The 25159-nt window shown below is 39.8% G+C and carries 29 protein-coding genes and 1 other annotated feature; of the genes, 4 read left to right on the top strand and 25 right to left on the bottom strand.

Annotated elements, in window-relative coordinates; all coding sequences use genetic code 11:
* Nucleotides 1–132: 132 nt before the first annotated feature.
* Entirely contained in the window at nucleotides 133–516 is a 384-nt protein-coding gene (locus MMB68_RS04455) for a TIGR04086 family membrane protein (RefSeq protein WP_013085105.1), read from the top strand.
* A 35-nt stretch (nucleotides 517–551) separates the two neighbouring features.
* On the opposite strand, the gene yajC is transcribed toward MMB68_RS04455, so the two are convergent.
* From yajC to MMB68_RS04490, 7 genes are all read right to left on the bottom strand, one after another.
* The gene (gene yajC / locus MMB68_RS04460; RefSeq protein WP_013059316.1) at nucleotides 552–815 is read right to left on the bottom strand and encodes a preprotein translocase subunit YajC; all 264 of its coding nucleotides are present in this window, start codon (nucleotides 813–815) and stop codon (nucleotides 552–554) included.
* A 72-nt stretch (nucleotides 816–887) separates the two neighbouring features.
* Nucleotides 888–2027 carry a tRNA guanosine(34) transglycosylase Tgt gene (tgt, locus tag MMB68_RS04465; protein WP_013059317.1) on the bottom strand — a complete coding sequence of 380 codons (1140 nt, stop codon included), beginning with the start codon at nucleotides 2025–2027 and terminating at the stop codon, nucleotides 888–890.
* Nucleotides 2028–2050: 23 nt separating this feature from the next.
* Complete coding sequence (gene queA / locus MMB68_RS04470; RefSeq protein ID WP_264408588.1) at nucleotides 2051–3079, bottom strand: tRNA preQ1(34) S-adenosylmethionine ribosyltransferase-isomerase QueA; 1029 nt, start codon at nucleotides 3077–3079, stop codon at nucleotides 2051–2053.
* 23 nt (nucleotides 3080–3102) lie between these two features.
* Complete coding sequence (locus MMB68_RS04475) at nucleotides 3103–3303, bottom strand: DUF2905 domain-containing protein (protein WP_013059319.1); 201 nt, start codon at nucleotides 3301–3303, stop codon at nucleotides 3103–3105.
* Complete coding sequence (gene ruvB, locus MMB68_RS04480) at nucleotides 3300–4301, bottom strand: Holliday junction branch migration DNA helicase RuvB (RefSeq protein ID WP_221784620.1); 1002 nt, start codon at nucleotides 4299–4301, stop codon at nucleotides 3300–3302. Before ruvB ends, MMB68_RS04475 begins: the two co-directional genes overlap by 4 nt.
* A 16-nt stretch (nucleotides 4302–4317) precedes the next feature.
* The gene (ruvA, locus tag MMB68_RS04485) at nucleotides 4318–4929 is read right to left on the bottom strand and encodes a Holliday junction branch migration protein RuvA (protein WP_013059321.1); all 612 of its coding nucleotides are present in this window, start codon (nucleotides 4927–4929) and stop codon (nucleotides 4318–4320) included.
* Nucleotides 4930–5225: 296 nt separating this feature from the next.
* Entirely contained in the window at nucleotides 5226–5762 is a 537-nt protein-coding gene (locus tag MMB68_RS04490) for a BofC C-terminal domain-containing protein (RefSeq protein WP_221784621.1), read from the bottom strand.
* Between the two features lie 291 nt (nucleotides 5763–6053).
* On the opposite strand from MMB68_RS04490, the gene MMB68_RS04495 reads away from it, so the two are divergent.
* A complete protein-coding gene (locus MMB68_RS04495) occupies nucleotides 6054–7133 on the top strand; it encodes a YsnF/AvaK domain-containing protein (protein ID WP_264408589.1) in 1080 nt (359 codons plus the stop codon).
* Nucleotides 7134–7236: 103 nt separating this feature from the next.
* Here MMB68_RS04495 and MMB68_RS04500 read toward each other — a convergent pair whose 3' ends face one another.
* The 6 genes from MMB68_RS04500 to nadB form a co-directional block, all read right to left on the bottom strand.
* Nucleotides 7237–7896 (bottom strand): YhcN/YlaJ family sporulation lipoprotein, encoded by a 660-nt coding sequence (locus MMB68_RS04500; RefSeq protein ID WP_264408590.1) that lies wholly within the window; start codon nucleotides 7894–7896, stop codon nucleotides 7237–7239.
* Between the two features lie 94 nt (nucleotides 7897–7990).
* Nucleotides 7991–8956: a phosphotransferase gene (locus MMB68_RS04505; RefSeq protein WP_260506751.1), complete on the bottom strand. Its 966-nt coding sequence runs from the start codon at nucleotides 8954–8956 to the stop codon at nucleotides 7991–7993.
* The gene (gene safA, locus MMB68_RS04510; protein WP_277548285.1) at nucleotides 8946–10199 is read right to left on the bottom strand and encodes a SafA/ExsA family spore coat assembly protein; all 1254 of its coding nucleotides are present in this window, start codon (nucleotides 10197–10199) and stop codon (nucleotides 8946–8948) included. The genes MMB68_RS04505 and safA overlap by 11 nt, the downstream gene beginning before the upstream one ends.
* Nucleotides 10200–10413: 214 nt before the next feature.
* Nucleotides 10414–11514 carry a quinolinate synthase NadA gene (gene nadA, locus MMB68_RS04515; RefSeq protein WP_264408592.1) on the bottom strand — a complete coding sequence of 367 codons (1101 nt, stop codon included), beginning with the start codon at nucleotides 11512–11514 and terminating at the stop codon, nucleotides 10414–10416.
* A complete protein-coding gene (gene nadC / locus MMB68_RS04520) occupies nucleotides 11471–12364 on the bottom strand; it encodes a carboxylating nicotinate-nucleotide diphosphorylase (protein ID WP_221784625.1) in 894 nt (297 codons plus the stop codon). The genes nadA and nadC overlap by 44 nt, the downstream gene beginning before the upstream one ends.
* 36 nt (nucleotides 12365–12400) lie before the next feature.
* A complete protein-coding gene (gene nadB / locus MMB68_RS04525) occupies nucleotides 12401–13945 on the bottom strand; it encodes an L-aspartate oxidase (protein ID WP_221784626.1) in 1545 nt (514 codons plus the stop codon).
* An 89-nt stretch (nucleotides 13946–14034) separates the two neighbouring features.
* Here nadB and MMB68_RS04530 point away from each other — a divergent pair, with 89 nt between their 5' ends.
* Entirely contained in the window at nucleotides 14035–15171 is a 1137-nt protein-coding gene (locus MMB68_RS04530; RefSeq protein ID WP_221784627.1) for an IscS subfamily cysteine desulfurase, read from the top strand.
* Nucleotides 15172–15186: 15 nt separating this feature from the next.
* The gene (locus tag MMB68_RS04535; protein ID WP_221784628.1) at nucleotides 15187–15732 is read left to right on the top strand and encodes a transcription repressor NadR; all 546 of its coding nucleotides are present in this window, start codon (nucleotides 15187–15189) and stop codon (nucleotides 15730–15732) included.
* Between the two features lie 28 nt (nucleotides 15733–15760).
* Here the strand turns inward: MMB68_RS04535 and pheA are convergent, their stop codons facing one another.
* The 12 genes from pheA to minC form a co-directional block, all read right to left on the bottom strand.
* Complete coding sequence (pheA, locus tag MMB68_RS04540) at nucleotides 15761–16633, bottom strand: prephenate dehydratase (RefSeq protein WP_013059331.1); 873 nt, start codon at nucleotides 16631–16633, stop codon at nucleotides 15761–15763.
* Nucleotides 16634–16661: 28 nt separating this feature from the next.
* Nucleotides 16662–17111, bottom strand: a complete 450-nt coding sequence (locus MMB68_RS04545; RefSeq protein ID WP_013059332.1) for an ACT domain-containing protein — start codon at nucleotides 17109–17111, stop codon at nucleotides 16662–16664.
* Between the two features lie 33 nt (nucleotides 17112–17144).
* A complete protein-coding gene (gene obgE, locus MMB68_RS04550) occupies nucleotides 17145–18431 on the bottom strand; it encodes a GTPase ObgE (protein ID WP_045292154.1) in 1287 nt (428 codons plus the stop codon).
* A gap of 24 nt (nucleotides 18432–18455) precedes the next feature.
* Nucleotides 18456–19019, bottom strand: coding sequence for a Spo0B C-terminal domain-containing protein (locus MMB68_RS04555; RefSeq protein WP_221784629.1), 564 nt, complete (start codon nucleotides 19017–19019; stop codon nucleotides 18456–18458).
* A 171-nt stretch (nucleotides 19020–19190) separates the two neighbouring features.
* Entirely contained in the window at nucleotides 19191–19484 is a 294-nt protein-coding gene (gene rpmA, locus MMB68_RS04560; RefSeq protein WP_013059335.1) for a 50S ribosomal protein L27, read from the bottom strand.
* Nucleotides 19485–19500: 16 nt separating this feature from the next.
* Complete coding sequence (locus MMB68_RS04565) at nucleotides 19501–19833, bottom strand: ribosomal-processing cysteine protease Prp (protein WP_013059336.1); 333 nt, start codon at nucleotides 19831–19833, stop codon at nucleotides 19501–19503.
* 9 nt (nucleotides 19834–19842) lie between these two features.
* Nucleotides 19843–20151 carry a 50S ribosomal protein L21 gene (rplU, locus tag MMB68_RS04570; RefSeq protein ID WP_013059337.1) on the bottom strand — a complete coding sequence of 103 codons (309 nt, stop codon included), beginning with the start codon at nucleotides 20149–20151 and terminating at the stop codon, nucleotides 19843–19845.
* A gap of 14 nt (nucleotides 20152–20165) precedes the next feature.
* Nucleotides 20166–20237, bottom strand: a sequence feature (ribosomal protein L21 leader region).
* Nucleotides 20238–20315: 78 nt separating this feature from the next.
* Complete coding sequence (locus tag MMB68_RS04575) at nucleotides 20316–21785, bottom strand: Rne/Rng family ribonuclease (RefSeq protein WP_277548289.1); 1470 nt, start codon at nucleotides 21783–21785, stop codon at nucleotides 20316–20318.
* Between the two features lie 83 nt (nucleotides 21786–21868).
* Nucleotides 21869–22735, bottom strand: coding sequence for a M50 family metallopeptidase (locus MMB68_RS04580; protein WP_153254637.1), 867 nt, complete (start codon nucleotides 22733–22735; stop codon nucleotides 21869–21871).
* A complete protein-coding gene (locus MMB68_RS04585; RefSeq protein WP_221784631.1) occupies nucleotides 22728–23510 on the bottom strand; it encodes a M23 family metallopeptidase in 783 nt (260 codons plus the stop codon). The genes MMB68_RS04580 and MMB68_RS04585 overlap by 8 nt, the downstream gene beginning before the upstream one ends.
* 120 nt (nucleotides 23511–23630) lie before the next feature.
* Nucleotides 23631–24431: a septum site-determining protein MinD gene (gene minD, locus MMB68_RS04590; protein WP_013059341.1), complete on the bottom strand. Its 801-nt coding sequence runs from the start codon at nucleotides 24429–24431 to the stop codon at nucleotides 23631–23633.
* 2 nt (nucleotides 24432–24433) lie between these two features.
* Complete coding sequence (minC, locus tag MMB68_RS04595) at nucleotides 24434–25117, bottom strand: septum site-determining protein MinC (protein WP_013059342.1); 684 nt, start codon at nucleotides 25115–25117, stop codon at nucleotides 24434–24436.
* Nucleotides 25118–25159: the final 42 nt, after the last annotated feature.

Here is a 25159-nt window from a genome sequence, read left to right on the forward strand (position 1 = left end):
TTATGTATTCCCTTGTAGTTTGTACCATTTATTTTAAAATAGCCTTACTTTTATGCGTCTATTTTGAAGTCATCCCGAATATGCTCGTACTAAGGGTTCACCTATCTTTTTATTTCATGAGGGGGAAACAAGTTGGGTGCAAAACGAATGAGCAACGCTGTATTTGCAGGAGTAGCAACAATCTTAGTGATGGCTTTAGCGATTAGCATTATCTTTTCGCTTATTTTAAAATTTACATCGCTTGAAGAACAATCCGTACGTTTATTTTTACTTATTCTCTCATTTATTACACTGTTTATCGGAGGATTTATCGCGGGAGGCCGAAACGGTTCAAAGGGACTTCTCGTTGGAGGAGCCACTGGTGTTTCTTATTCTTTTTTAATGTTTTTACTACAATTCCTCGGCTATAGTCACCTGTTTTCTGCACAGCAGCTCTTATTTCACGCTGGATTTATTGGAGTCGCTATTCTAGGGGGAATTGTTGGCGTAAACATTGCCGGTTCACGAGAAGCATAAAAAAACGTCACGTACATGTACGTGACGTTTTTTTATTAATCTACGCTTCTTACTTCACGAATAGCATTGCGGTCAAACGTTAATTTTGAACCGTCAGTGCTGCGAACCACAACTTGTGACTCATCAATTGCGTCTACCAAACCGTGCATACCGCCAATTGTAACAACCTTATCACCTTTTTTAAGTGCTGATTGCATTTGCTGTACGTTTTTTTGACGTTTTTGCTGTGGACGGATTAACAAGAAATAGAAAATGACAAACATTAAAAGCAATGGCCAAATATTTTGTAAAACACCCATGAAAACTCCTCCTTTTATTTATATTATCAACAGGTACTCATTCATAAATTTGATGAAAATTCCTGTAGTGACCTAGAAATTCTTTGCGTCCGGGCCGTTAAACCCATATTTTTCAAAGAACTCATCGCGGAAATCGCCAAGTCGGTCTTCGCGAATGGCTTCACGGACTTGCTCCATTAAGTTTAGCAGAAAATATAAGTTATGGTAAGATGTTAAACGAATTCCAAACGTTTCATTACAACGAATTAAGTGGCGAATATACGCTCTTGAATAATTTTGACACGTGTAGCAGTCACAGTTTGGATCAATCGGACCGAAGTCTTCTGCATATTTTGCATTTTTAACAACAAGGCGACCTTCGCTTGTCATAAGCGTTCCGTTACGTGCAATACGCGTTGGTAATACGCAATCGAACATATCAATCCCGCGAATCGCTCCATCAATTAACGAGTCAGGTGATCCCACTCCCATTAAATAACGTGGTTTGTCGGTTGGTAAATATGGCGTCGTAAACTCAAGCACACGATTCATTACATCTTTTGGTTCTCCAACTGACAGCCCTCCCACAGCATAACCTGGGAAGTCCATTGAAACTAAATCAGCTGCACTTTGACGGCGTAAATCTTCAAACTCTCCGCCTTGAACAATCCCAAAAAGACCTTGGTCTTGAGGGCGGCTGTGAGCCTCAAGGCATCGCTCTGCCCAGCGGCTTGTGCGTTCAACTGAACGTTTTAAGTAGTCATATTCTGCTGGATAAGGTGGGCATTCATCAAATGCCATCATAATATCAGACCCAAGCGCATTTTGGATGTCCATCGCTTTTTCTGGAGATAAGAAAAGCTTGTCTCCATTCAAATGGTTGCGGAAATGAACGCCTTCTTCTTCAATACGGCGCAAATCACTTAAGCTAAAAACTTGGAAGCCGCCTGAATCCGTTAAGATGGGACGATCCCAGTTCATAAATTTATGAAGGCCTCCCGCTTTTTTAACAATTTCATGACCTGGACGAAGCCATAAATGATACGTATTACTTAAAATAATGCCTGCCCCCATTGCTTTTAAATCTTCCGGAGACATTGTTTTTACTGTAGCTAATGTGCCTACTGGCATGAAAATAGGCGTTTCAAATGAGCCGTGAGGCGTATGGACAATCCCTAAACGCGCTCCTGTTTGTTTACAAGTTTTTATATGTTCGTAACGAATTGCTGTCATTGATGTATTCCTTTCATGTTAAATTACAAAATTAGCATCGCGTCGCCGAAGCTGAAAAAACGATACTTCTCTGCTACAGCTTGTTCATAGGCAGAAATAACGTTTTCTCTTCCTGCTAAGGCACTTACAAGCATAATGAGCGTAGATTTTGGAAGATGGAAATTTGTAATCATTCCATCAATTGCTTTAAATTCATACCCTGGGAAGATAAAAATATTGGTCCATCCTGAAGAAGCAACAAATTTGCCGTTATGCTCAGTTGCAATCGTTTCAAGGGTACGGGTAGAAGTTGTGCCTACTGAAATAATACGACCGCCTTTTTCGCGTACGTTGTTTAGTAAAGCAGCGGTTCCTTCACTCACTTGATAAAACTCTGAGTGCATATCGTGCTCTTCTAAGTCGTCAACACTGACTGGACGGAATGTACCCAATCCAACATGAAGCGTTAAAAATGCAATATGCACACCTTTTTCTTTTAACTGTTCAAGCATCTCTTCTGTAAAGTGAAGACCTGCTGTTGGCGCTGCTGCAGAACCTTGTTCGCGAGCAAAAACCGTTTGGTAGCGCTCTTGATCATCCAAGCGCTCTTTAATATAAGGCGGCAGCGGCATTTCTCCCAGTTGTTCTAGAACCTCATAAAAGATGCCTTCATAGTTGAATTCTAATAAACGTCCGCCTTGGTCGCTCGTTTCTTTACATACAGCTGTCAGACGTCCGTCACCAAACGAAATAACCGTGCCTTCTTTTACTCGTTTAGCCGGTTTTACAAGCGTCTCCCACGTATCGCCCTGTGTTTGTTTTAAAAGCAATACTTCAATATTAGCACCTGTATCTTCTTTTGTCCCAAATAATCGTGCAGGAAGAACACGCGTGTCGTTTAACACTAAACAATCTCCTTCTTGCACATAATCAAGAAGGTCATGAAACATATGATGCTTCACATTTCCTGTTTCTTTGTTTAATACCATGAGTCTTGACGCATCTCGCTGCTCAAGCGGCGTTTGGGCAATCAATTCTTCTGGTAAATGAAAATCAAATAAATCTACTTTCAAAATGTTCACCTGTTTCTACTTAATTATTTAAATTTGCCAATTACATAAAAAATAAGTGATAATACAACGCTTACTAGAATACATGTCACAATCGGGAAATAAAAGGTTGTATTTCCTTTTTTGATAAAAATATCGCCAGGAAGCTTGCCAACGAACTGCCATAACAGTCCAATGACGACTAAAATGCCCCCTAATGTGATAAGCATCTTAGGCATATCATTCACTGCTCAGGCACCTCCAGCTGAAAATGATCATAGACCAAAGGCGTCACAATTCGTCCTCGGGGCGTTCGCTGCAAAAAGCCGATTTGCAATAGATACGGCTCGTATACGTCTTCAATTGTGTGAGACTCTTCACCAATAGTAGCCGATATTGTGTCTAACCCTACAGGTCCGCCCCTAAATTTTTCGATAATCCCTCTTAATAATTTATGGTCAATATGATCAAGACCTAAACGGTCCACCTGCAACATTTCTAATGCTTCGTTGGCAAGCCTTTCGGTTATGGCTCCGTCTCCTTTGACCTGAGCAAAATCTCTGACTCTTCGAAGCAAGCGATTCGCAATACGCGGAGTTCCCCTAGCACGCCTAGCCATCTCAAACGTAGCTTTCTCATCAATCTCTACATCTAAAATAGCGGCTGTCCTTTCTACTATCGAAGCAAGATCTTCTTCTTGGTAATATTCTAAACGGCTTAAAACGCCGAAGCGATCACGCAAAGGAGAAGATAAAAGCCCGGCTCTTGTCGTTGCACCTACTAGCGTAAACGGAGGCAAATCCAGACGGACGGAGCGTGCACTCGGTCCTTTTCCAATAACAATATCCAAACAGAAATCTTCCATTGCTGGGTATAGTACTTCTTCAACCGAACGATTTAACCGATGAATTTCATCAATAAAAAGCACATCTCCAGGCTCTAAGCTGGTTAAAACTGCGGCTAAGTCGCCTGGACGCTCAATGGCTGGCCCTGAGGTCGTTCGGATTTGCACGCCCATTTCATTAGCGATAATAGTAGCAAGGGTTGTTTTCCCCAATCCTGGAGGACCATATAAGAGCACGTGATCTAACGTTTCGCTTCGCATTTTGGCAGCTTTAATAAAAATGTCCAGATGGGATTTTACTTTATGCTGACCAATATACTGCTGTAAGGTTTGCGGCCGCAAACTTTGCTCGATGATTTCTTCTTCACCAAGAACATCTCCCGTTACAATACGATCGTCCATTTTACTCCTCCCTTACTTATTGTTTCAATAATCGTTTTAGCGCTTCTTTAATATACTGATCCGTTGTCATCGTTTCCTTCATTAAAGCCGGAACAATTTTTTTGATTTCTCTTTCTGCATAACCTAATACTTTAAGTGCTTCAATCGCTTCATCGAGTGCTTCTGAACTTTGAGATTTGACTTCTTGTGCGTCCAAATCTGCAAATAGAGAAGGAACAGCATCTGGTACAATATCATGCAGCTTTCCTTTTAAATCTAAAATCATCTGCCGAGCTGTTTTTTTACCTACTCCTGGAAACTTAACTAAAAACTTCTCGTCTTCCTCTTCCACAGCTTGGACAACCTGCGCTGGATTACCTGACGCTAAAATAGCTAAACCGCCTTTTGGACCGATTCCTGACACGCTAATTAACTTCATAAATAAATCCTTTTGTTCTCGAGAAGCAAACCCGTAAAGTGCAATTACATCTTCTCTTACATATTGATAGGTGTAAACCGTCTTTGGCTGTTCATCAATTGAAAATACATAGGGATTCGGCGTAAAGACTTGATAGCCTATCCCGTTGTTTTCGATTACTACATACTCAGGATTTATATATGTAACAGTGCCTTTGATATAATCAAACAATAAGCTCTCTCCTTAATCACGTACGCGCGGGCAGTGACCTTCAACTTTCTCTCCGAAGAATCCTGCCCGCATCGTTCTCTATTTTCCTTTAAAGTTGCTTTTTAAAAAGACGTTCAAGAGAACGTTTGCCTCTTTTCATCTTTGACAACCCATTTTACAATATCTATAAAAAATAGAACCGCCCACTTGTGCTGATGAATGACCTTTTAAAATATATACAATACTAGACTGCTGAATACCATTTTAACATATCGCCAAAAGCAAATAGAAGCAATTTAGAATGTTGAATTCAATAATTATTTTACCATACTAAAAAACGGCTGCTTGATCGAAAGCGGCCGCTGCTGGAGCTGATAGATTTTATAGAAATTAATGAGGGAAAGATATTCATCTTTTGATTGAACGCGAATACCTTTCTTTAATTGTTCATGCTGATAGCTCTCAAGCCTTTTGATGTCAATTTGAAAAAATGATTGTATAATGTGCTGCGACGAAGCTGGTTTGCCTTCAAATGCTGAGAGAATACCGTTAACAGAAAGCCCTACATAACCGTTCTCTTTTAAAATAGGTGAAATATCGTCTATGCTTGTTCTAAAAACTAGCTCTTGATCCGTTTCTTTAAGCAGTCGCCAATTTTTATATTTTTTCATTAATTGTTTTTTTGTCATAGAAGGGCTTTTGATCATTTCTTGACTTACGACTCCATCCACATACACGCGCTCAAGAAATAATGTCATCGGCTCCTTTTCATTCGCATCTGCACGGTATGGCATTATACAAAGCACAACACTTACTAACATTAAAAAAGCTGCTTGATGAATGACTCTCTTCACTCACCTTCACCTCACACGTTAATCATACTCTTTTTAGTATTATCTAAAAAGGTTTTGTGAAAATCTACACTAATAGTTTGACCTACTTATTTTCTTTTATCCTCTTATTTTATGAAGTAAATCCCTTTTACGATATTATGTTAAGAAAACATGGAGTATTTGTTACATTTGCACACTATTTGTAAAATTTTCTCTTGAACGTTTTAATTAAATTTTCGCAGGGTATGTACATAGTGGAAGTAATTGTAAGGACTTCTATTATCTATTTTCATAAAAAAGGGAGCTGAAGTAATGAGAATGAATAAACGTGTAGTCGGAACTTTTTTTTCAGAGAAAGAAGCTTTAGATGTTATCCACAATTTAAAGCGTCAAGGTTATCGAGAAACAGACATTATGGTTATTTCTAACAGTAAAAGCAATACATTTCAAATAGGTCACGATACAAATGTAATTATTGAAGCTGGTTCACCTGCCGTAAGTTCATTAGCTGGCGTCATGATGGATAACTTTTTTACCATGATGACAGGCGGCATGGGGCTCAAACAAGGAAACGGCTTGAAATCAAAATTAATCCGCATGGGCATACCCGACTTCTCAGCCGTGCAGTGCGAGACAGATGTAGCTGCTGGTAAAATTCTAATCTTGATAGATGCCGTAAGCTCTGAACAAACTCCAGCGTACGGAACCTATACGGAACACAACGAGCATAGAGCCGTCCAACTACGTGAAGAAAAATTAGATGTCTTAAAAGAACGCGTCCAAGTCGGTGAAGTAAAACTCCACAAAAAAGTAATAGAGGAAGAAAGAACTGTACACGTTCCTGTTACGAGAGAAGAGTTTTATATTGAACGTCGCCCTGTAGTTGACGGAGACTATAACGCTGGGCCACTTACAGAAGATGAAATTATTCGTGTTCCAATCATGGAAGAACGAGTAGAAATAACCAAAAGACCAGTTATTGTTGAAGAAGTAATTATAGGAAAAAAACTTATTCAAGAAACAAAAGAATGGACTGAAACGATTAAGAAAGAAGAAGCAAGCGTAGAACCTGATGGACTCGCGAGCCCTGAAGTATACGAAAATATGATGAACTATACAGACCATACTTACGCTCAAGTTTCTGCAGCTCTAGCAAGCGACGTGGAAGCTGAATACGATAATAGTCAGACAACTAACAACGAGAAGCCAAACACACAAGCTAATGAGACAAGCTCTTCTGCAAAAAATGTAAAAAATACAAAGAGTGTCGCTACGGCACCAGCAGATACGAAAAAAAGAGAAGGTCGCCTCAAACAAAATGAAACTAATGCTCAAAAGGAAGAAGCGGAATCAAAAACAACAAGCAAATCTGCTTCTAACAAGAAAAATTAATAGTTACATGTTCGAGGAATAGCTGCCTGGCTTCAATGGCAGCTTTTTTATATGTCTTCTCATCAAAAAAACAGCCGTCCTTCACAGACAGCTGCTTCTTCATTTAACGATGTTTATGATTGACATTCTCATCAACTGATTCAAATAGACCGTTGAAATTAGTTTGAATCGTATTTCGGTCTTTTCCATTTCGAATATCGTCATCAAGAGAACGAGCGTTCATAAATACACCATGATCTACTTTTACTTGAACATTGTAGTCCTTTGCAATAGGCTTTACTTTATCCAGCACGTTTTGTTTTAAACGGCCGTTATTTATGTCTTTGGCCGGATCTACAGCAACTAATAGCTGATCTCCACGGACAACGGCGCGGCTATTTTCTACACCTTTAACGCTTGCAGCTCGATCAGCCACTTTTTCCGTAAAGTCTCTTGGATAATCTTCACCATAATACATATTAGCAACGCCATTTGTACGATCATTTGTATTATTGATGTTTCCATAAGGGTTTGTCGGATTGTCAAAACGTCCATCACTTACGTTTAACGGATAATTAGGTGTTCCATTCCCATCTAAAACTTCAGTCATTGGACCTTTCGGATTATCTACGCGATGTTCATTCGCTTTTTCATTTGTATGATAGCCAACAGGCTGTGTCGTATCTGTATAGCGCTGTTCCATACCTTGGTCTTTGTTATTGCAAGCGCCAAGTCCCATCATACATGCAAAAGCTAAAGAAGTTGCTACATACCTATTCAACATAATCGCCCCCTAATTTAAGCTCTATTTACTCTGAGCTTACTATTAGGATTAAAAGACGAGCCGTTTCTTATTCGATGAAGTGTTTATAAACTCTTTACATGTCATGTAGGTTTTGTAAGTGCTGGTAAATCACTCGATAAAACCGAGTACGCTGGGACCATTCTTCAACCGATTGCTGCATTAATCTTTGACGGTTTGCCCATGATAAAGCAGAGGCATTTATATTCCAGTTTCTCATCAGCATCGATGGAAATAGCAAAGAAGCAAGAAAAAAACGCTGCTTGCTTAATTCTTTTATTTTCGAATGTTGAAGTAGTTCTTTCATCGACCACTGGACGTAAGGCAAAAAGCGCTGGGCAAGCTGAACATAGTCATAGAGAGCAGGAGCTTTAGCCGATAAGTCAAAATCAATCATAACAATACCCAAGTGGTTTGTTTTCAAGAAATTATGTGAAGCAACGTCACCGTGAATAATGGAACAGTTTAGCCCACTATCTTTGAAGCGCTCCATTAAGACTAAAGCTTTTTCTCCCCAAGTCACAATGTCTTTATATACATGAAATTGATTAAATTCCCTAAATACATGTGATGTCTCTCGAAAAGAGGAAAGCCGCTTTTTCCATTTTAAAATAAGGTCATACTCAGAGAGCTTTGTATACGCGGCTAGTTTCTTTTTATGAACTTCTCCATGATAGCGGATCAATGTTTGTAATACTTCTTCCCGATCCTGAAAACTTTCATACGTTACCTCTTTTACTTGCTTAACAAAAGGCATCATCGCCCAGTACAAATGACGGTCCTTTATATAAAGTTCACCTTCTGGGTAAGCTTCGAAATTAACAGCATACCCTTGTTGAATCTGAGACAAAAAATGATAAACATGTTCAATTTTACCTTTGTCTCTGTATGCTTTTATTACTTTTTTTCCTTTATTCGTATCCGCTATGATGACATGAGGCTTTTTCATACGATAGGTCTCAACGTGAATATCTCTTTTTTTCAAATAGAGAAAGAGACGATTTAAATTAAAATCGTCTCGTGTATAATAATCAATCTTCATCTTCGTCGTACTCATCGTATTCTGGAATACTAAATGCATTTGGATCAAACGCAGGATACGGAGGTACACCAATCATGCCATATGGGGCTGGATAGGGTGCCCTTGGGTCCTGAAAGCCATAAGGTACCTGCTGTTGGTACTGTGGATAAGGCTGCTGTGGTGCATAGTCTTCAGGTCTTGGTTCACCGCAGCCGCAGTCTCCTTGCTGCTGTGGCGCATAGTATTGCCCATAATGGTAAGGCGCGTTTCCAAAACCATCGGAAGAACTTTCATAATGGCCACCTGTCATAGCTCCTTGCACTTGTGGATACATCGGTGCTTGATGATAGGCCGGATAAACAGGCTGCTGATATCCCCATGGAGGCGGACAAGGAGAACATTGTACCGGTCCATAGCAGCTGTGTGGCATCATTGGATACATTGGCATCGGTGCCATGTGAGCGCCCATTGCATGTTCTTCAAACGACTCGTTTTCATAACCGTGATGATACATTGGAGCCTGTTGATACATTGGCATTGGATATGGCTGCGGTGCATACATTGGCGGAGGACACGGCATGTAATTAAACCCGCAGCCTGGCATTACAGGCGATATCGGCATGATTGGGTAACATGGCATTTGAGGAGGCATTTCTATACTCTCCATCTCAGGACTTTCTGGCGATTCATGCTTAGGTAGTTCTTTTGGCGCTTCTTTTTTCGGAGCCTGCATCGCCATATTAACGGTGTAATAATTGTTAATATCAATCTCAGGTGCAATTGGCTTTAATTTAGGAAGCTTTGGCGCAACTGGCATTTCTTTTTTAGGCTGCGCAATTGGTGCTTCTTTTTTAGGCTGGGCGACCGGCGCTTCCTTTTTCGGTTGAGCAATCGGTGCTTCTTTCTTTGGCTGTGCAATTGGTGCTTCTTTTATCGGTTGCATAAACGGTGTTTGAGCAGGCTGATTAGCTGACTTTTTCTCATCTGGACTTTCATCAATTTCCGTTACTGGATAAGCTTTTGTGGATTGGTCACTATAAGGGTGTTGAACTTTAGGCATTTCTTTTATCCCAGGTGAAGGAGCTCCTTCTTTTTGAACAGGCACTCCGCTTGTCGGCACTTTAATTTTCATTCCAGGCATGATCATGTCTGGATTGCTTAATTGAGAATTCGCTTTTTTTAACTCTTCAAAATTAACCCCATACTTTTCAGCGATTTTCCAAAGGGTATCCCCTTTTTGAACGATATGGATTTTCAACGTCATTCCCCTCCCGAGTAGAGTCTCTGCCATCTATATGTGCAAAATCAAAGTAAGTTCTGTTTGTTCATCACAAGATATGCCTTGAACCATTTTTTTATTCATTTTGCCCACAGTTTGGTTCAAGTTTTTATGATAAAGAAAAAAAGACTTATCAACACAAACAATATGTCAATAAGTCTTCTTTTAGACCTTCTTTGTTTAATTGTCTTAAAAATCTTTATGCCCGTTCTAACATATTCGTTAGGGCTTTGATAGCGCCTTCTGCTGTATGTTTATCCACCTTGATTTGATTTACTTCTTTTCCTTCTTCGATGCTTTCTAAAGCCCACAGCAAGTGAGGCAAATCAATTCGGTTCATCGTCAAACAAGGACACATATAGGGATTAAGCGAAACAATTTCTTTATCTGGATGACTGTTGATAATCCGTTTTACTAAGTTCATTTCTGTGCCAATGGCCCATTTAGAGCCTGAAGGAGCTTTTTCAATTGTATCAATAATATATTTTGTAGAACCTGCATAATCTGATTTTTGCACCACTTCATAAGAACACTCCGGATGAACAATAATATTCATCTCAGGCTGCTTCTCGCGTAAATAATCAATATTTTTAACCGTGAAATTTTCGTGCACAGAACAGTGACCTTTCCATAGAATCACCTTGATGTTGTTTATATCGCCTTCATATTCAAGCATTTCTTCAATAGGATTCCAAATGGCCATTTCATCTAGTCCAACACCTAAATCATAAGCTGTGTTTCTGCCCAAATGCTGATCTGGTAAAAAGAGAATACGCTCTTTTTTAGAAAATGCCCACTCCACCATATTTTTTGCATTTGAAGATGTTACTGTTGCACCATCATGTTCGCCTACAAAAGATTTAATTGCAGCTGTAGAATTCACATACGTAAGCGGAATAATTGTATCTCCGAAAAGATCCTGTAAGACAGGCCATGCCTTTTCTGTTTGCTGAATAGTAGCCATATCAGCCATTGAACAGCCAGCTCTCATATCGGGTAAAATGACTTTTTGATTTTCAGCAGTTAAAATATCAGCTGTTTCTGCCATGAAATGAACGCCGCAAAACACAATATGCTCAGCTTCTCTATTTTCAGCTGCTATTTGAGCCAGCTGTAAGGAGTCTCCTACCGCATCTGCAAACTCGTACACTTCGTCTTTTTGATAATGGTGGCCGAGCAGAAACAATTTGCTTCCGAGCTTTTTCTTGATGTCTAGTACTCTTCTTTTCATTTCATTTTCTGTGAGCTCCGTATATTTAGCGGGCAGCGTTTGCTGCTGAAGCGTTTGTAATAAACTCATGATTTCCTGTTCCCCTTTCTGTTAATAAGTCCAAGCTGATATCGATAGCCCCTGCTGAATGCGTTAAAGCTCCAAGTGAAATATAGTCCACTCCGCTGTCTCTAAAAGAATGGAGCGTGCCAAGCGTAATTCCACCGGATGCTTCTGTGACAATATGAGCGGGAACCAGTGGTATCCAATCTTTAATGACTTCTGGAGAACAGTTATCGAACATAATGACATCTGCTCCTGCCTCTATTGCTTCTAGCAATTGACTTTTGTTTTCAATTTCTACTTCCACCTTAACCATATGTCCAACCTGCTCTCTTACTTTCACAACAGCGTCTAGAATAGATCCTGCATGTGCAATATGGTTATCTTTTAACATGACGCCATCGTACAATCCAAAACGATGATTATAACCTCCTCCAGCACGAACAGCATACTTTTCTAACATTCGCATACCAGGCGTTGTTTTTCGCGTGTCACATATGCGCGTATGTGAGCTGCCAAGCAGCGCTACGGCTTTGTGCGTCATCGTGGCAATGCCACTCATTCTTTGAAGTAAGTTTAAGATTACCCGTTCACCGGTCAAAATAGATCGCACGGGTCCTGAAACGGTAGCTATTTTATCTCCAGGATTAAGAACATCTCCATCTTTTTTCTCGAAATTCACTTTCACGTCAGGGTCTATTAAATGAAATCCTTCTTTAATCAATTCCACTCCTGCGATAATACCTGATTGCTTTGCCGTGAACACAGCTTTCCCTTGGTCAGACGGAGAAAAAATAGTTTCACAGGTTATATCTCCATCTCCAATGTCTTCTATAAAAAAAGACTGCAATAGTTTTTGTAATTTCAACGTGTTCATTGTGCTACCTTCACCTTTCTTTTTAGATTTCCTTGCTTATAAAATCAATGATTGTTTTGTTGAAGCAGCAGACTGCTTAATAATTCGCTTATGCTCCCATTCTTGGTTTTCATGCGGAAAGTCACTTCGGTAATGACCTCCTCTACTTTCTTTTCTTGCAAGAGAGGACTCTGCAATAAGCAAACCTGCAGTTAGCATATTGCAGATGGTCGCAGCTTCCCTCGAATATATAACTTCTTGATCAAGGGGTATTCCATCCAGATAATTTGTGAATTCATGCACAATAGTAGCCAATTCGTTTTCATGACGAATGATTCCTACACAATCCATCATTTTATGCTGAATTTGTCTTGTGGCAGGCAGTATTTTAGGCATGCCTTTATAGACGTAACGGACGGGGACATAACGAGATACCGTTCTCGCTTTATGTAAAATATGACGCCCTGTCCGTTTTCCAAATACAAGACACTCTAACAATGAATTGCTTGCTAGACGATTTGCTCCATGAACGCCTGTAGAAGAAACTTCCCCAACGGCATACAATCCTTCAACGCTTGTTTGTCCGTAACCATCTACTTCAATTCCACCCATTAAAAAATGTGCGCCGGGAGTAACAGGTATTCGTTTTTTGTCCAGTTGAATTTTATACTTCCGACACAGTGCCGTAATCGTAGGAAATTTTTGTTGGAAATGAGCCACTTTTTCAATGTCTAAAAATACGGATCTTCCTTTTTTCATTTCATTAAAAATTGTCCTTGCTACAACATCTCGCGGTGCTAAATCCTTAAAGGGATGAACGCCTTCCATTATGCGTTCATTCCATTCATTTACCAGTACGCCACCTTCACCTCGAACCGCTTCGGATACTAGACCTTTCGCTTCCTTTTGATACAAAAGCGTCGGATGAAACTGAACAAATTCTAAGTCCGCTAATTTTGCTCCAGCCCTGTACGCAAGCGCTAGCCCATCTCCTGTCGCAAGCGGCTGGTTAGAGGTATGCTTGTACAAGGCGCCGATTCCTCCGGTAGCAATAACCGTTTGACGAGCATGATATATAGTAATTTTGTTGTTTTTACCTTGTCCGATAGCGCCTCTGCACGTTCCATCTACAGTTACTAAATGCTGAATCATTTCGTTTTCAATCACTGTAATATATGGCAGTACTTCTTTTTTCAAAAAAGCGAACAGCGCTTGTCCTGTTGCATCCCCACCTGCATGCAGAATACGATTGACACGATGGGCTCCTTCTTTTCCAAAATGCAGCGTACCATCTGGATTTTTATCAAACTTCATTCCTTTATGAATCAATTCATTTACTACAGCCGCACCTTCTTCCACTAAAGTGCGTACCGCTTGTTCATTGCAATGCTTATTGCCCGCAACCAACGTATCATAGAGATGTTCACTCCAGTGATCGCTGCTTCCAATAGCAGCTGCTACTCCGCCTTGAGCAAGAACTGAGTTATTGCGGTCAAGTTTCCCTTTCGTTACCATTACAACTCTGTTATGACGACACAGTTCATAAGCTGCAGAAAACGCTGCTAATCCGCTTCCAATAATTAAAACATCCGCCTCTAACATTTTACACCTCTTTATTTACATGTGTCTTGACACCTATATTTACATATTATTAAATGAAAGACAAGAAGTTTTTTTATCGGAGGGAGAAAATGATTTATCTGGACTATGCAGCAACAACGCCAATGAGACAAGAAGCAATTGAGGTATATACTGAAGCGGCCACAAGCTATTATGGAAACTCCAGCAGTCTTCACACACTTGGAACACAAGCAGAAAATTTACTTACGCTATGCAGAAAAAAATTAAGCCTGTTAGTAAATTGTCGAGAGGATGATCTTTTTTTTACAAGCGGGGGAACAGAAGCTAATTACTTAGCTATTCATTCTCTTTTAAAAGGAAAAAATGATGAAAGAAAACATATAGTGACAACGAAGCTTGAACATTCTTCGGTCCTTCATACGTTGCAGCAGCTTGAAAAAGAAGGATTTTCCCTATCTTACGTACCTGTAGATCAAAACGGAGTTGTGTGTGTAGACGACTTAAATAAGACGATTCGACCTGACACTGTGCTAGTAGCTATTCAGCACATCAATCATGAGCTCGGTACAATTCAGCCAGTTGAGGATATTGGCCGTTTTTTATCTAAAAAAGAAATTCTCTTTCACTGTGATTGTGTTCAATCTTTCGGTAAGCTTCCTATTGATGTTAAAAAGCTGAAAGCTGATAGCATCTCAGTCTCTAGTCATAAAATTTACGGACCAAAAGGTGTAGGAATGGTATACATGAATTCAAGTTCTTCTTGGAAGCCTATTTACCATAAAGCAACTCATGAAAAAGGCTTTCGCCCTGGGACTGTAAATACAGCGGGCATTGCTGCCTTTACTGCAGCAGCTGAATACGCATATGCAGAAATGAAGACCGCTCAAAGCCATTATGAGCGCTTAAAATCGTACTTACTGGAAAACCTAGAGCCTCTTGCTCCTTTTATAGAAGTAGAAGGCCTTGGCAACTCTCATTTTCCTGGAATTATGGGACTAACGTTTTCAAACATACAGGGTCAATATGTTATGTTACAATGTAATCGTCACGGAATTGCTATTTCTACGGGAAGTGCCTGTCATGTAAATCAGCAGGAACCATTAGCTTCTCTACTTGCGATTGGCAAATCGACTGCGAATGCTAAGAATTTTGTCCGTATTTCATTCAGTCAACATTCAACGTTTAAGCATATTGATCGACTCATATCCGTTTTTCATTTATTACAGCAAGAATTTATGACAGTGTAAAAGGAGGGATTAAAGGTGCTAGGAACTCAAAAGAAAATTCTTGGAGAAGAAAGAAGAGGACTTATTCTACAATGGTTAAAAACAGAGAATAAACCAATGACAGGCAGTGAACTTTCGAAACGAACAAACGTTAGCCGCCAAGTCATTGTACAAGATATTTCGCTGCTTAAAGCTAAAAATGAGCCCATTATCGCAACAAGCCAAGGATATATTTATATTCAAAACCCATCTCAAACTACCGTGCATCAGCGAATTATTGCCTGTCAGCATACGCCAGAAGATGCTGAAAAGGAGCTTCTTCTGCTTGTTGACCACGGCGTTCTCGTAAAAGATGTAACCGTTGAACACCCTGTGTATGGTGAATTAACGGCTTCCGTTATGATTCAAACCCGAAAAGAAGTAGAAACGTTCATAGAAAAAATTCAAGAAACAAACGCAACTTATTTATCTCAGCTAACAGATGGGATTCACCTTCATACGATTGAAGCAGATACAATTGAAAAACTGAATGCTGCCTGCTTAGCTCTTGAAGCGGAAGGCTATTTAGTTTCGAATGAGTAAAAAGGTGTTATAACAAAAAAATCCCGCTTTAAAGCGGGATTTCTGTTTCAAGTAGTGTATGAGGATAGCTTCCTAACAGCTCTACGCTACAGCCTAATGCCTCAAGTTCAGCCATAGCGCCAGGGATTAATACTTCATCCATTTTTTGTTCAATATCAACGATAAAGAAATAATTTCCAAGCCCTGTTTTCATAGGACGGGATTCAATTTTAGACAGATTTAGCTTACGCCAGGAGAAGGCTGAAAGCACTTGATGAAGCGCTCCTGCCTGATCAGATGGAAGTGTAATCATTAACGTTGTCTTGCACCCGTTTCCAGCTAAAAATGGCACCTCTTGCCCTCCATCTTTATGCAAAATAACAAATCTTGTTGTATTATGATCATAATCATGAATGTTCGGGCAGGCAATATGTAATCCATATTCATGGGCTGCTAACCCATTCGCAATAGCTCCAATATTAAGCTCAGGGTGTTCGCTTACATACTTCGCAGCAAACGCCGTTGACGTCATCTCTTCTACTGCAGTTGACGTACATTCTCCGTGTAAAAATTTATGACACTGCGCAATTGCATGAGGATGAGAATAAATCGTTTCAATGTTTTTCCACTGTTTTGCACGAGATGGATGAACCATTAAATGCTGACGAATTGGAAGCACAATTTCCCCAACAATCGGCAGACGACGTTCATGAATAAGATAATCAAGTGTTAAATTTACAGATCCTTCAAGTGCATTTTCTAACGGTACAATTCCATACTCAATTTCTCCGTTATCCACTGCATCAATGCATGCTGGAATTGTTTTGTATGGAATATGGTCGTGCTGTTTAAATACGCCTTGGACGGCTACATGTGTAAATGTTGCCTTTGGTCCTAAATATCCTACTTTCCCCACAATCATGCCTCTCCTTATCTATATCTGTTTGCCATTATGCCCCTGAACCAAGCACGTCCACTTTATCTACAAACTCTAAGCTTTTCAGTCTTCGCAGCATTTCATTTAATTCAACATTCATGCTTGCTGTATCTAATGAAAGAGTTACGTTGGCACGCCCTTGTAAAGGGATGGTTTGGTGAATCGTTAACACATTGCATCCCGATGATGCAACGGTGCTCAATAAATGTGATAAAGTTCCTGATCGATCTTCAATATGAAAAAATAGTGAAATAATTCGCTGTTTGACAACCGTCTGAAACGGAAAGACCGTGTCGCGGTACTTATAAAAAGCACTGCGACTCAAGTCTACGGCTTGTACGGCATCTGCTACCGATTCAGCTTTTCCCCGTTCAATTAACAGCTTCGCATCCAATGTTTTTTTCATCGCTTCTGGTAATACATCTTCGCGAACTAAATAAAACTGCTTATCGCTCTTATGCAAGTAAAGCCCCTCCCCTTATCCTATGAACAACAATTAGTCAATAAATTCAAATTCATATTCAAACAGCTTTACAATATCGCCATCTTTTGCTCCTCGTTCACGAAGGGCTTCATCGACGCCCATGCCTCGAAGCTGGCGCGCAAATCGACGAACTGATTCTTCACGTGAGAAGTCAGTCATCTTGAATAATTTTTCGATTTTTTCACCGCTTAATACGTATGAGCCATCACTATCACGCGTAATAACAAATTCCACTTCTTTCTTTTCATGCTTGTACAGTACGCGGTGCATAGATAGATCTTCCTCTTCTTGCATTGGGAATTCCGGCGTAGTTTCTACAAGATCAGCTACTGTAAATAACAGTTCGCGGATTCCATCACGTGTTGCTGCAGAAATTGGAAAGACTTTCACTTCGTCTCCTACTTTTTCTTTGAATGCAGCTAGATTCTCTTCGGCTTGCGGGATATCCATTTTATTTGCTACCACTACTTGCGGACGTTCTGTTAAACGCATATTATATTGACGCAGCTCTTCATTAATGGTTAAGTAATCTTCATATGGATCGCGGCCTTCTAAACCTGACATATCGATTACATGGACAATAACGCGGGTACGTTCAATGTGACGTAAAAACTGATGACCTAATCCTACCCCTTCATGTGCACCTTCGATTAGCCCTGGTAAATCCGCCATCACAAAACTGCGATTATCTTCTGTTTCAACTACTCCTAAATTCGGATTAATTGTTGTAAAATGATATTCAGCAATTTTTGGCTTTGCAGCAGACGTTACGGATAATAACGTTGACTTTCCAACACTTGGGAAACCAACTAATCCTACATCCGCTAATACTTTTAATTCAAGAATTACATTTCTCTCTTTACCTGGCTCTCCATTTTCTGAAAGCTCCGGTGCTGGATTTGCAGGTGTAGCAAAACGCGTATTCCCACGCCCTCCGCGTCCACCTTTAGCAATCACTGCGCGCTGGCCGTGCTCAACTAAATCAGCAATCGTTTCGTTCGTATCTTCATCTAACACAACCGTACCTGGTGGAACTTTTACAATCATCGGCTCAGCGTTACGTCCGTGCTGTCCTTTTGACATTCCATGTTCACCGCGGCTTGCTTTAAAGTGACGCTTATAACGGAAGTCCATCAGCGTACGTAATCCTTCTTCTACTTCAAAAATGACATCTGCACCGTGACCACCATCACCACCTGCAGGGCCTCCTTTTGGTACGTACTTTTCGCGACGGAAGGCAACCATTCCATTTCCACCGTCGCCACCTTTTACATATACCTTGACCTGATCTACAAACATTTCTTTTTCACTCCGTTCTATATCTTAGCTCCTGCAATAGCAAAAGCGCTGTTCACTTATTGTGAGCATAAGGCTAAATTCATCTTCAGACATATGCTGTTCAACCAATGCAACTCCTTGAGCGCACTCATAACATTGTAGCTTGTTTTGTAGCTTCTGTATATCTGTTAGTATTCCACTAAAGTCAAAAAAGAAACGAATTCCCTGTTCTTCAATGCATACTGAAATACTCAAATAGTTTTCTGCATGATAATCAACATACTTTTCGAGTGCTTCTGTCAAATAGCAACACCAGTTGTATACGAACTCATCGTATTGTGATAAATCCTTCAATTCTCCGAGCACTTCCACATCTAAGCGAACAGCATGGTTATTCCAGTGATAGGTCATAACAAAGCCCGCAAACAGTCGCATATTGATGTTTGTTAACTTGGATTCATGTTTGGATTCATTTACAATTTCTTCAATGATTTCATTCGCTCGATCAAGCCGATTCAACGCTAGATTGCCTTTGATTAATTGCAGCTTATTTAACCAATCATGCCGCGCGTATCTTAATACCTCTACGACATCCCATTCTTTTTCCATCTTAGCACTCCTAACTTTGACTCGAGCATAAGTATTTCACAACGCTGACAAACATCTCGTATCAATCTTCTTAGATATGTTCGATTATAACAAATTCCAATGGGTAATAGGTGAAATATTCTACAAAAAGAAAACTCTAACCTACTTGGGTTAGAGTTTTCTTTTTGTATCTTATGCTTCTTGAGCAACAGGGTATACAGATACTTTTTTACGGTCACGACCGAAACGTTCAAATTTAACGATACCGTCGATTTGAGCGAATAAAGTATCATCTCCACCACGACCTACGTTTGCACCTGGGTAAATTTTAGTACCGCGTTGACGGTATAAAATTGAACCACCAGATACGAATTGGCCATCAGCACGTTTAGCACCAAGACGTTTCGAGATTGAATCACGACCGTTTTTAGTACTACCTACTCCTTTTTTAGAAGCGAAGAATTGAAGGTCTAATCTTACTAACATGACATCCACCTCCTGTTTAGTTGTCGTTAATTTTTATATAATTACTGTAATCTAATTCGATCGTTTTCAGTGAAACAACCATACCTTCTAATAGCAATTGAATCTGTTCCAACGTGAACGAATCCACATCTTTTGGAATCTCACAACGGAGATACCCACCATCTCCACCTTGCTCTAAGTGCGGTTCAACCCCACTTATTGAAAAGATAGCATTAATTGTCCCAAATGAAACTGCAGATGCTCCCGCACAAACAAGATCTTTTCCGTGTTCGGAAAAGTCAGCATGTCCACTCATCGTGAACCCGTCAACTTTCTTATTTGCATCACGAGAAATCGTCACCTTAATCATTTGTTATAATTACGCGTTGATAGCGTCGATTACAACTTTTGTGTAAGGTTGACGGTGACCTTGCTTACGACGATAGTTTTTCTTTGCTTTGTATTTAAATACAGTGATCTTTTTAGCGCGACCTTGTTTTTCAACTTTAGCCGTAACTGTTGCACCTTCTACGAAAGGAACACCAACTTTCACGCTGTCGCCACCTACAAATAATACTTTGTCAAAAGTAACTGTTTCGCCTTGTTCACCAGCAAGTTTTTCAACGTAGATTGCTTGACCAGCCTCTACTTTAATTTGCTTACCACCAGTTTCAATAATTGCGTACATTCTCTGCACCTCCTCTAAAAACTAAGACTCGCCATCACAGGTGTTCAAGTGAACTTAAAACCTGTTCTGAGCGGTTGTAGCACGGGTGCTACAAACCAACATATTAAATCTTACTACAAATCAAAGGTTAGTGTCAATTGGAATTCATGTTTTCTTCTAAAATTTTATATAGAAGCAGAGACCCTTTTTTGGATCTGCTCATTCGACCCCAATTGACGCAAAACAAATGCGTTTGTATAATCATCGCTTGGTGTAAGATATATGATTTTTTTTACCATTTTCTCTAAAGCGTTGAGAAATCCTTGAGCCTTCATTTCATTTATAATATCACTTCGCGTCTCAATCCAAATAGCCTCTTCTTCCGCGCCGCGATGTTCCCAAATTACACGTTCAATTTGAAAAGCAGCCGTTTTGGAATCAATCATTTTACCGGTTCCTTCACATACTTCACAAGGCATAGTTAATGTTGATCCAATACTATTGCGCACTTTCTTCCGCGTTAATTGCAATATGCCAAGCTCTGTAAAGCCAACTATATTCGTCCGCACTTCATCTTGTTCACATAGCTTTTTCATGTACCTTTCTACTTCTATCCGATCTTCTTTATGAGGCATATTTATAAAATCAATTAAGATCATGCCGCCTAAGTGACGTAATTGCATCTGTTTGGACAGTTCATACGCAGCTTCCATATTTGTTTGAAGCATTGTCTTTCGAATATTATCTTTTCCTGAAAACTTCCCCGTGTTCACGTCCACGACCGTCATCGCTTCCGTTTCGTCAATCACGATATATCCTCCGCTTTTGAGCCACACAATTCTCTTTAAAAGCCTCTCTATCTGCCGTTCCACATCATAAAAAGAGAAAATATTTTCATTTCCTTTATAGTACTCTATTGACGAGTTAGGGTAGGTAGTTTGAAGATGCTGATATAGGTCGAAGTCATCTACTACTATCCCATCAATTCCTTGTTGAAGTGCAGCTTGCACTCTTGTTTCGAGAAAATCTTGTCCTTTGCTGACTATGGCAGGAGCTTTCATTCCCTGTGTCTGTCGTTCAAGATGCTCATATTTTTTCTGTAGCTCTTTTATTTTATGTTGGACCGCGGCTTCTGATTTTTCTGCAATCGCTGTTCGAAATAAAAAGCCTTCCATCCCTTGTTTTAACCGCTCACCAAGCTGTTTCCACTGTTGTCGTTTTGGCTCAGCTATTTTTTTGGATACAGCGACATAGTTTCCGTGCGGTAAATATACAAGCTCATCAGAAGAAAATTCAATGATACCCGTCAGCTTGGGCCCTTTTGTCCCAATGCCTTCTTTTACAACTTGAACCAATACTTTTTCTCCTTCACGAATAAAAGCGGACATCGGCTGCTGATCTTTGTGAGGATTCTCTGACTGCTGATAGGATACAAGTTCATTTCGATGAATAAATCCGTTCATTGATAAACCGATATCGATAAAAGCTGCTTGCATATGCGGCAGTACTTTTACTACTTTACCCCAATATATATCACCAATAATTTGATTCTCGCTTTGTTCTTCTAAATAGATTTTTTCTAATGCTTTATCGTTTATCACGGCTATACGTTTTGAAGAAGTAGCCGCGTTAATAATACATGCCTTCACATACATTGCCTCACTTTAATCTAAATTCATAGGAAAAAGTTCGGTCAATGCAACCGAACTTTTTTCATTCTATTCTATGTTACTAGAAATCAGTAAACTGTTACAAGTTCGTCTAGTTGGCTATTTGTTCTTTTTTCTACAAAGTAAGCGTGTAAAAGTTCATTTTCATCAATTTGCACATGCTCGCCTGTTTGAGATGTAGCAATAATCATATGCTTGCAACCTCTTTGGAATTTTTGCAGAACTTGATGGAGCGTCTCACTGGTTGATACACTTAACGTTTTTAAAGCTCCAATTGGATGCTCTTTGCCATGATATCTCTCCAACAAAAAGCGCATGTAGACAAATTGCCTGCTCTTCCATTCCAAATATCCGGATATAATTAAAAATGAAATAACAATCCATAAGTGCAGCTGAAAAGGATGCATAATGACAGCGTAGATAATACCGATAGCTAAAAAAAACGTTGATAACCGGAGCGCAAGCTTATGCGCTTCTAAAAATGGTAAAGACCGACTGCAAATTAAAAAAAGCAGCTTCCCTCCGTCCAATGGCCAAATAGGCAAAAGGTTAAACAGTAAAATCACCGTGCATTGAAACATAAATTGCTCATACGTTTCCAAAGACAACACATTTATTTTCATTAATAAAAAAGCAGCTCCAAACATCCAGAGATGCTGAAGAGGTCCACTTATTGTCACAATAAACTCTTCTCGAAATGGACGATTACCATGTTCATCTACTTCTGCTACTCCCCCAAAAGGTAAGAGCATAATTCTGCGAATCCGCCAAGAAAAACACTGAGCCGCTACGGCGTGGCCCAGTTCATGAATAATTACAATAATAAATAACAAAAAAAGCTGCTTTACCGTAGCCGTTAAGATACCAATTACGAAAATCCCCCAAAACAATGGATGAATGTGAATTTTCATCAATAACGAAAAAGCACTATTCAAATTGAATCACCTGACTAGGATCCACAAACTTATCGCCTTTTTTAATAGCAAAATAGAATGTTCCAACATCGCCTTTTTTACTGTTTTCCACAATTCCTACTTCTTTGCCTTTATTCACAAAATCATACATACTAACATTGATTTTTTTGAGCTGTCCATACCAAGTTTCGGTTCCATCGGCATGTTGAATAATAACGGTATTCCCAGTATCATCACGTTTTCCTACATACCTTACAATACCTTCACTCATTGCTTCTACAACAGAATCCACTCCTGTTTGAACCGTCACACCTTGCTTACTTTGAGCAAATGTTTCCGTTACTTTCCCTGAAGCTGGAGTAGCATATTCTCCGCTTACACTTTGCTCCGTTTTGCTAGACTCTTTATTCGGCAGTAGCGTTAACGGCTTCCCAAACTTATCTTCGTACCAGGAGGAAACAGCTGCAAACTGGAATTCTTTATCCATTGTTTGTTGAACCACCACTCTGGCCTGTTCAAAAGTAGGAGAAGCGTTCTTGAACATAATCCCTACAATTAACACTAAGCAGGCTGAAGCTAAAATTTTAAATAAAAAGCGTTCTTTTCGAAATAACGGGTGATATTCCTTTGCTGATGGCGTGTATTCAACCGTAGAATAATCCATCGATCCATACTTTTCTTCTTCACTCATTAAGGACGTATGAAGAGGCTCTTGAGGAAGACGCTTCGTTGTATTTAATTGTTTTCGCTTACGCTCAGCAATTCGTTTACGGATTTCATCAGCACGTCGATTCATGATTCATCATTCTCCTTGTTCTTATCGTATAATCAACTATATGACTTGTCCGTGGAGCTTATGACAGCTTGACTCTACAAAATCACACAAATAAAAAAAGCTTCCTCTATCGGAAGCTTTTTAAGAACGAACACCAAAGAATCGTTTAATACGTGCAAACATTCCCTTATCTTCTTCATCTAACGATTGAAGAGGAACCGTTTCACCTAGAATACGTCTTGCAATATTACGATATGCAATTGATGCTTTGCTTGATGGGTCCATGACAATTGGTTCACCGTTGTTAGAAGCACGAATAACATTTTCATCGTCAGCAACGATTCCAATTAAATCAACAGCCAGAAGCTGAGAAATTTCTTCCACGTCCAGCATGTCTCCATTTTTCATCATATGACTACGGATTCGGTTAATAACCAGTTTTGGAGACTCGATATCCTCTTGCTCCAATAATCCAATAATACGGTCAGCATCACGAACAGCTGAAACTTCCGGTGTTGTCACAACGAGTGCCTTATCAGCGCCAGCTACGGCATTCTTATAGCCTTGTTCAATACCAGCTGGGCAATCAATAACCACATAGTCATAGTCTTGCTTTAACTGAAGAACTAACTCTCTCATTTGTTCTGGTTGAACAGCTGTTTTGTCACTCGTTTGAGCAGCAGGAAGTAAGTACAAACATTCAAAACGCTTGTCCTTAATCAAGGCTTTTTGCGGTTGGCATCGACCTTCTACCACGTCTACAAGATCATAAATAATACGATTTTCAAGCCCCATTACAACATCCAAGTTGCGTAAGCCGATATCAGTGTCTACTAGACACACGCGCTTTCCAGCTAATGCTAGAGCAGTACCTAAATTGGCTGATGTCGTTGTTTTTCCAACTCCACCTTTACCAGACGTAACAACAATAGCCTCTCCCACTGTCAAATTCTCCTTTCTACCCTGGTCAAATTCGGTCTTAGATGCGGTAAAGTTTGCACGCGATCTATCACCATTTGATCATTATCATCTAAGTATGCACATTCCATTATATTCTCTTCCTTCTCACTGCGCTCTTCTTCTGATCGGGTAATGATATCAGCAATGCGCAGCTGTGAAGGTTTCATTAACGATGCAGCAATAACGGCGTTTTTATTGCCGCGATATCCTGCATGAGCAATCCCTTTTAAAGCACCTAATACAAATAAATTTCCTCCAGCTACAACGGTTCCTCCGGGATTTACGTCTCCGACTAGAAGCAAATCGCCTTCTACATGGAGAACCTGTCCTGAACGAACTACCTTTGTAACAGATACTAATTCACTTTCTTCTCTTACTCGGACTGCATCTTGCTTTAAAATAACGTTACTATCAATTTGTTTAACTACTAAATACTGATTTTCTTCTATGAGCGCCTTCAATTCGGTTTCCTGCTCTGTAGTTAAATAACGATTTCCGATTTTGACATACACTGTGACGATCTGATCGGCATCGCCATGCTTATTTGTCAAAAGCTTCGTCTTAAGTTCCGTCAAAAGCTCTGCAAATGAACATGTATCATTGAGATGCAACGTTAATCCATCTTTTGTTCCTTTAATTGTCACATTTTGTTGCTTTTGTTTATTCAAGACGCTCACCTCAACGAATATATAATTTCGACAGAGACTTAC

Origin of the sequence: Priestia sp. Y58 (genome assembly GCF_029522095.1) — a bacterium.
Classification (GTDB): Bacteria; Bacillota; Bacilli; order Bacillales; family Bacillaceae_H; genus Priestia; species Priestia megaterium_E.

Excerpts from the sequence above, each read along its gene's own strand:
- MMB68_RS04495 (WP_264408589.1), top strand. The coding sequence starts at position 6,054 with ATGAGAATGAATAAACGTGTAGTCGGAACTTTTTTTTCAGAGAAAGAA.
- nadC (WP_221784625.1), bottom strand. The coding sequence starts at position 12,364 with ATGAACACGTTGAAATTACAAAAACTATTGCAGTCTTTTTTTATAGAA.
- MMB68_RS04500 (WP_264408590.1), bottom strand. The coding sequence starts at position 7,896 with ATGTTGAATAGGTATGTAGCAACTTCTTTAGCTTTTGCATGTATGATG.
- MMB68_RS04565 (WP_013059336.1), bottom strand. The coding sequence starts at position 19,833 with ATGATTAAGGTGACGATTTCTCGTGATGCAAATAAGAAAGTTGACGGG.
- yajC (WP_013059316.1), bottom strand. The coding sequence starts at position 815 with ATGGGTGTTTTACAAAATATTTGGCCATTGCTTTTAATGTTTGTCATT.
- MMB68_RS04505 (WP_260506751.1), bottom strand. The coding sequence starts at position 8,956 with ATGAAGATTGATTATTATACACGAGACGATTTTAATTTAAATCGTCTC.
- nadA (WP_264408592.1), bottom strand. The coding sequence starts at position 11,514 with ATGAGTTTATTACAAACGCTTCAGCAGCAAACGCTGCCCGCTAAATAT.
- obgE (WP_045292154.1), bottom strand. The coding sequence starts at position 18,431 with ATGTTTGTAGATCAGGTCAAGGTATATGTAAAAGGTGGCGACGGTGGA.
- MMB68_RS04555 (WP_221784629.1), bottom strand. The coding sequence starts at position 19,019 with ATGGAAAAAGAATGGGATGTCGTAGAGGTATTAAGATACGCGCGGCAT.
- tgt (WP_013059317.1), bottom strand. The coding sequence starts at position 2,027 with ATGACAGCAATTCGTTACGAACATATAAAAACTTGTAAACAAACAGGA.
- MMB68_RS04530 (WP_221784627.1), top strand. The coding sequence starts at position 14,035 with ATGATTTATCTGGACTATGCAGCAACAACGCCAATGAGACAAGAAGCA.
- nadB (WP_221784626.1), bottom strand. The coding sequence starts at position 13,945 with ATGTTAGAGGCGGATGTTTTAATTATTGGAAGCGGATTAGCAGCGTTT.
- rpmA (WP_013059335.1), bottom strand. The coding sequence starts at position 19,484 with ATGTTAGTAAGATTAGACCTTCAATTCTTCGCTTCTAAAAAAGGAGTA.
- MMB68_RS04585 (WP_221784631.1), bottom strand. The coding sequence starts at position 23,510 with ATGAATCGACGTGCTGATGAAATCCGTAAACGAATTGCTGAGCGTAAG.
- MMB68_RS04575 (WP_277548289.1), bottom strand. The coding sequence starts at position 21,785 with ATGTATGTGAAGGCATGTATTATTAACGCGGCTACTTCTTCAAAACGT.
- pheA (WP_013059331.1), bottom strand. The coding sequence starts at position 16,633 with ATGATTGTGGGGAAAGTAGGATATTTAGGACCAAAGGCAACATTTACA.
- ruvB (WP_221784620.1), bottom strand. The coding sequence starts at position 4,301 with ATGGACGATCGTATTGTAACGGGAGATGTTCTTGGTGAAGAAGAAATC.
- rplU (WP_013059337.1), bottom strand. The coding sequence starts at position 20,151 with ATGTACGCAATTATTGAAACTGGTGGTAAGCAAATTAAAGTAGAGGCT.
- safA (WP_277548285.1), bottom strand. The coding sequence starts at position 10,199 with ATGACGTTGAAAATCCATATCGTTCAAAAAGGGGATACCCTTTGGAAA.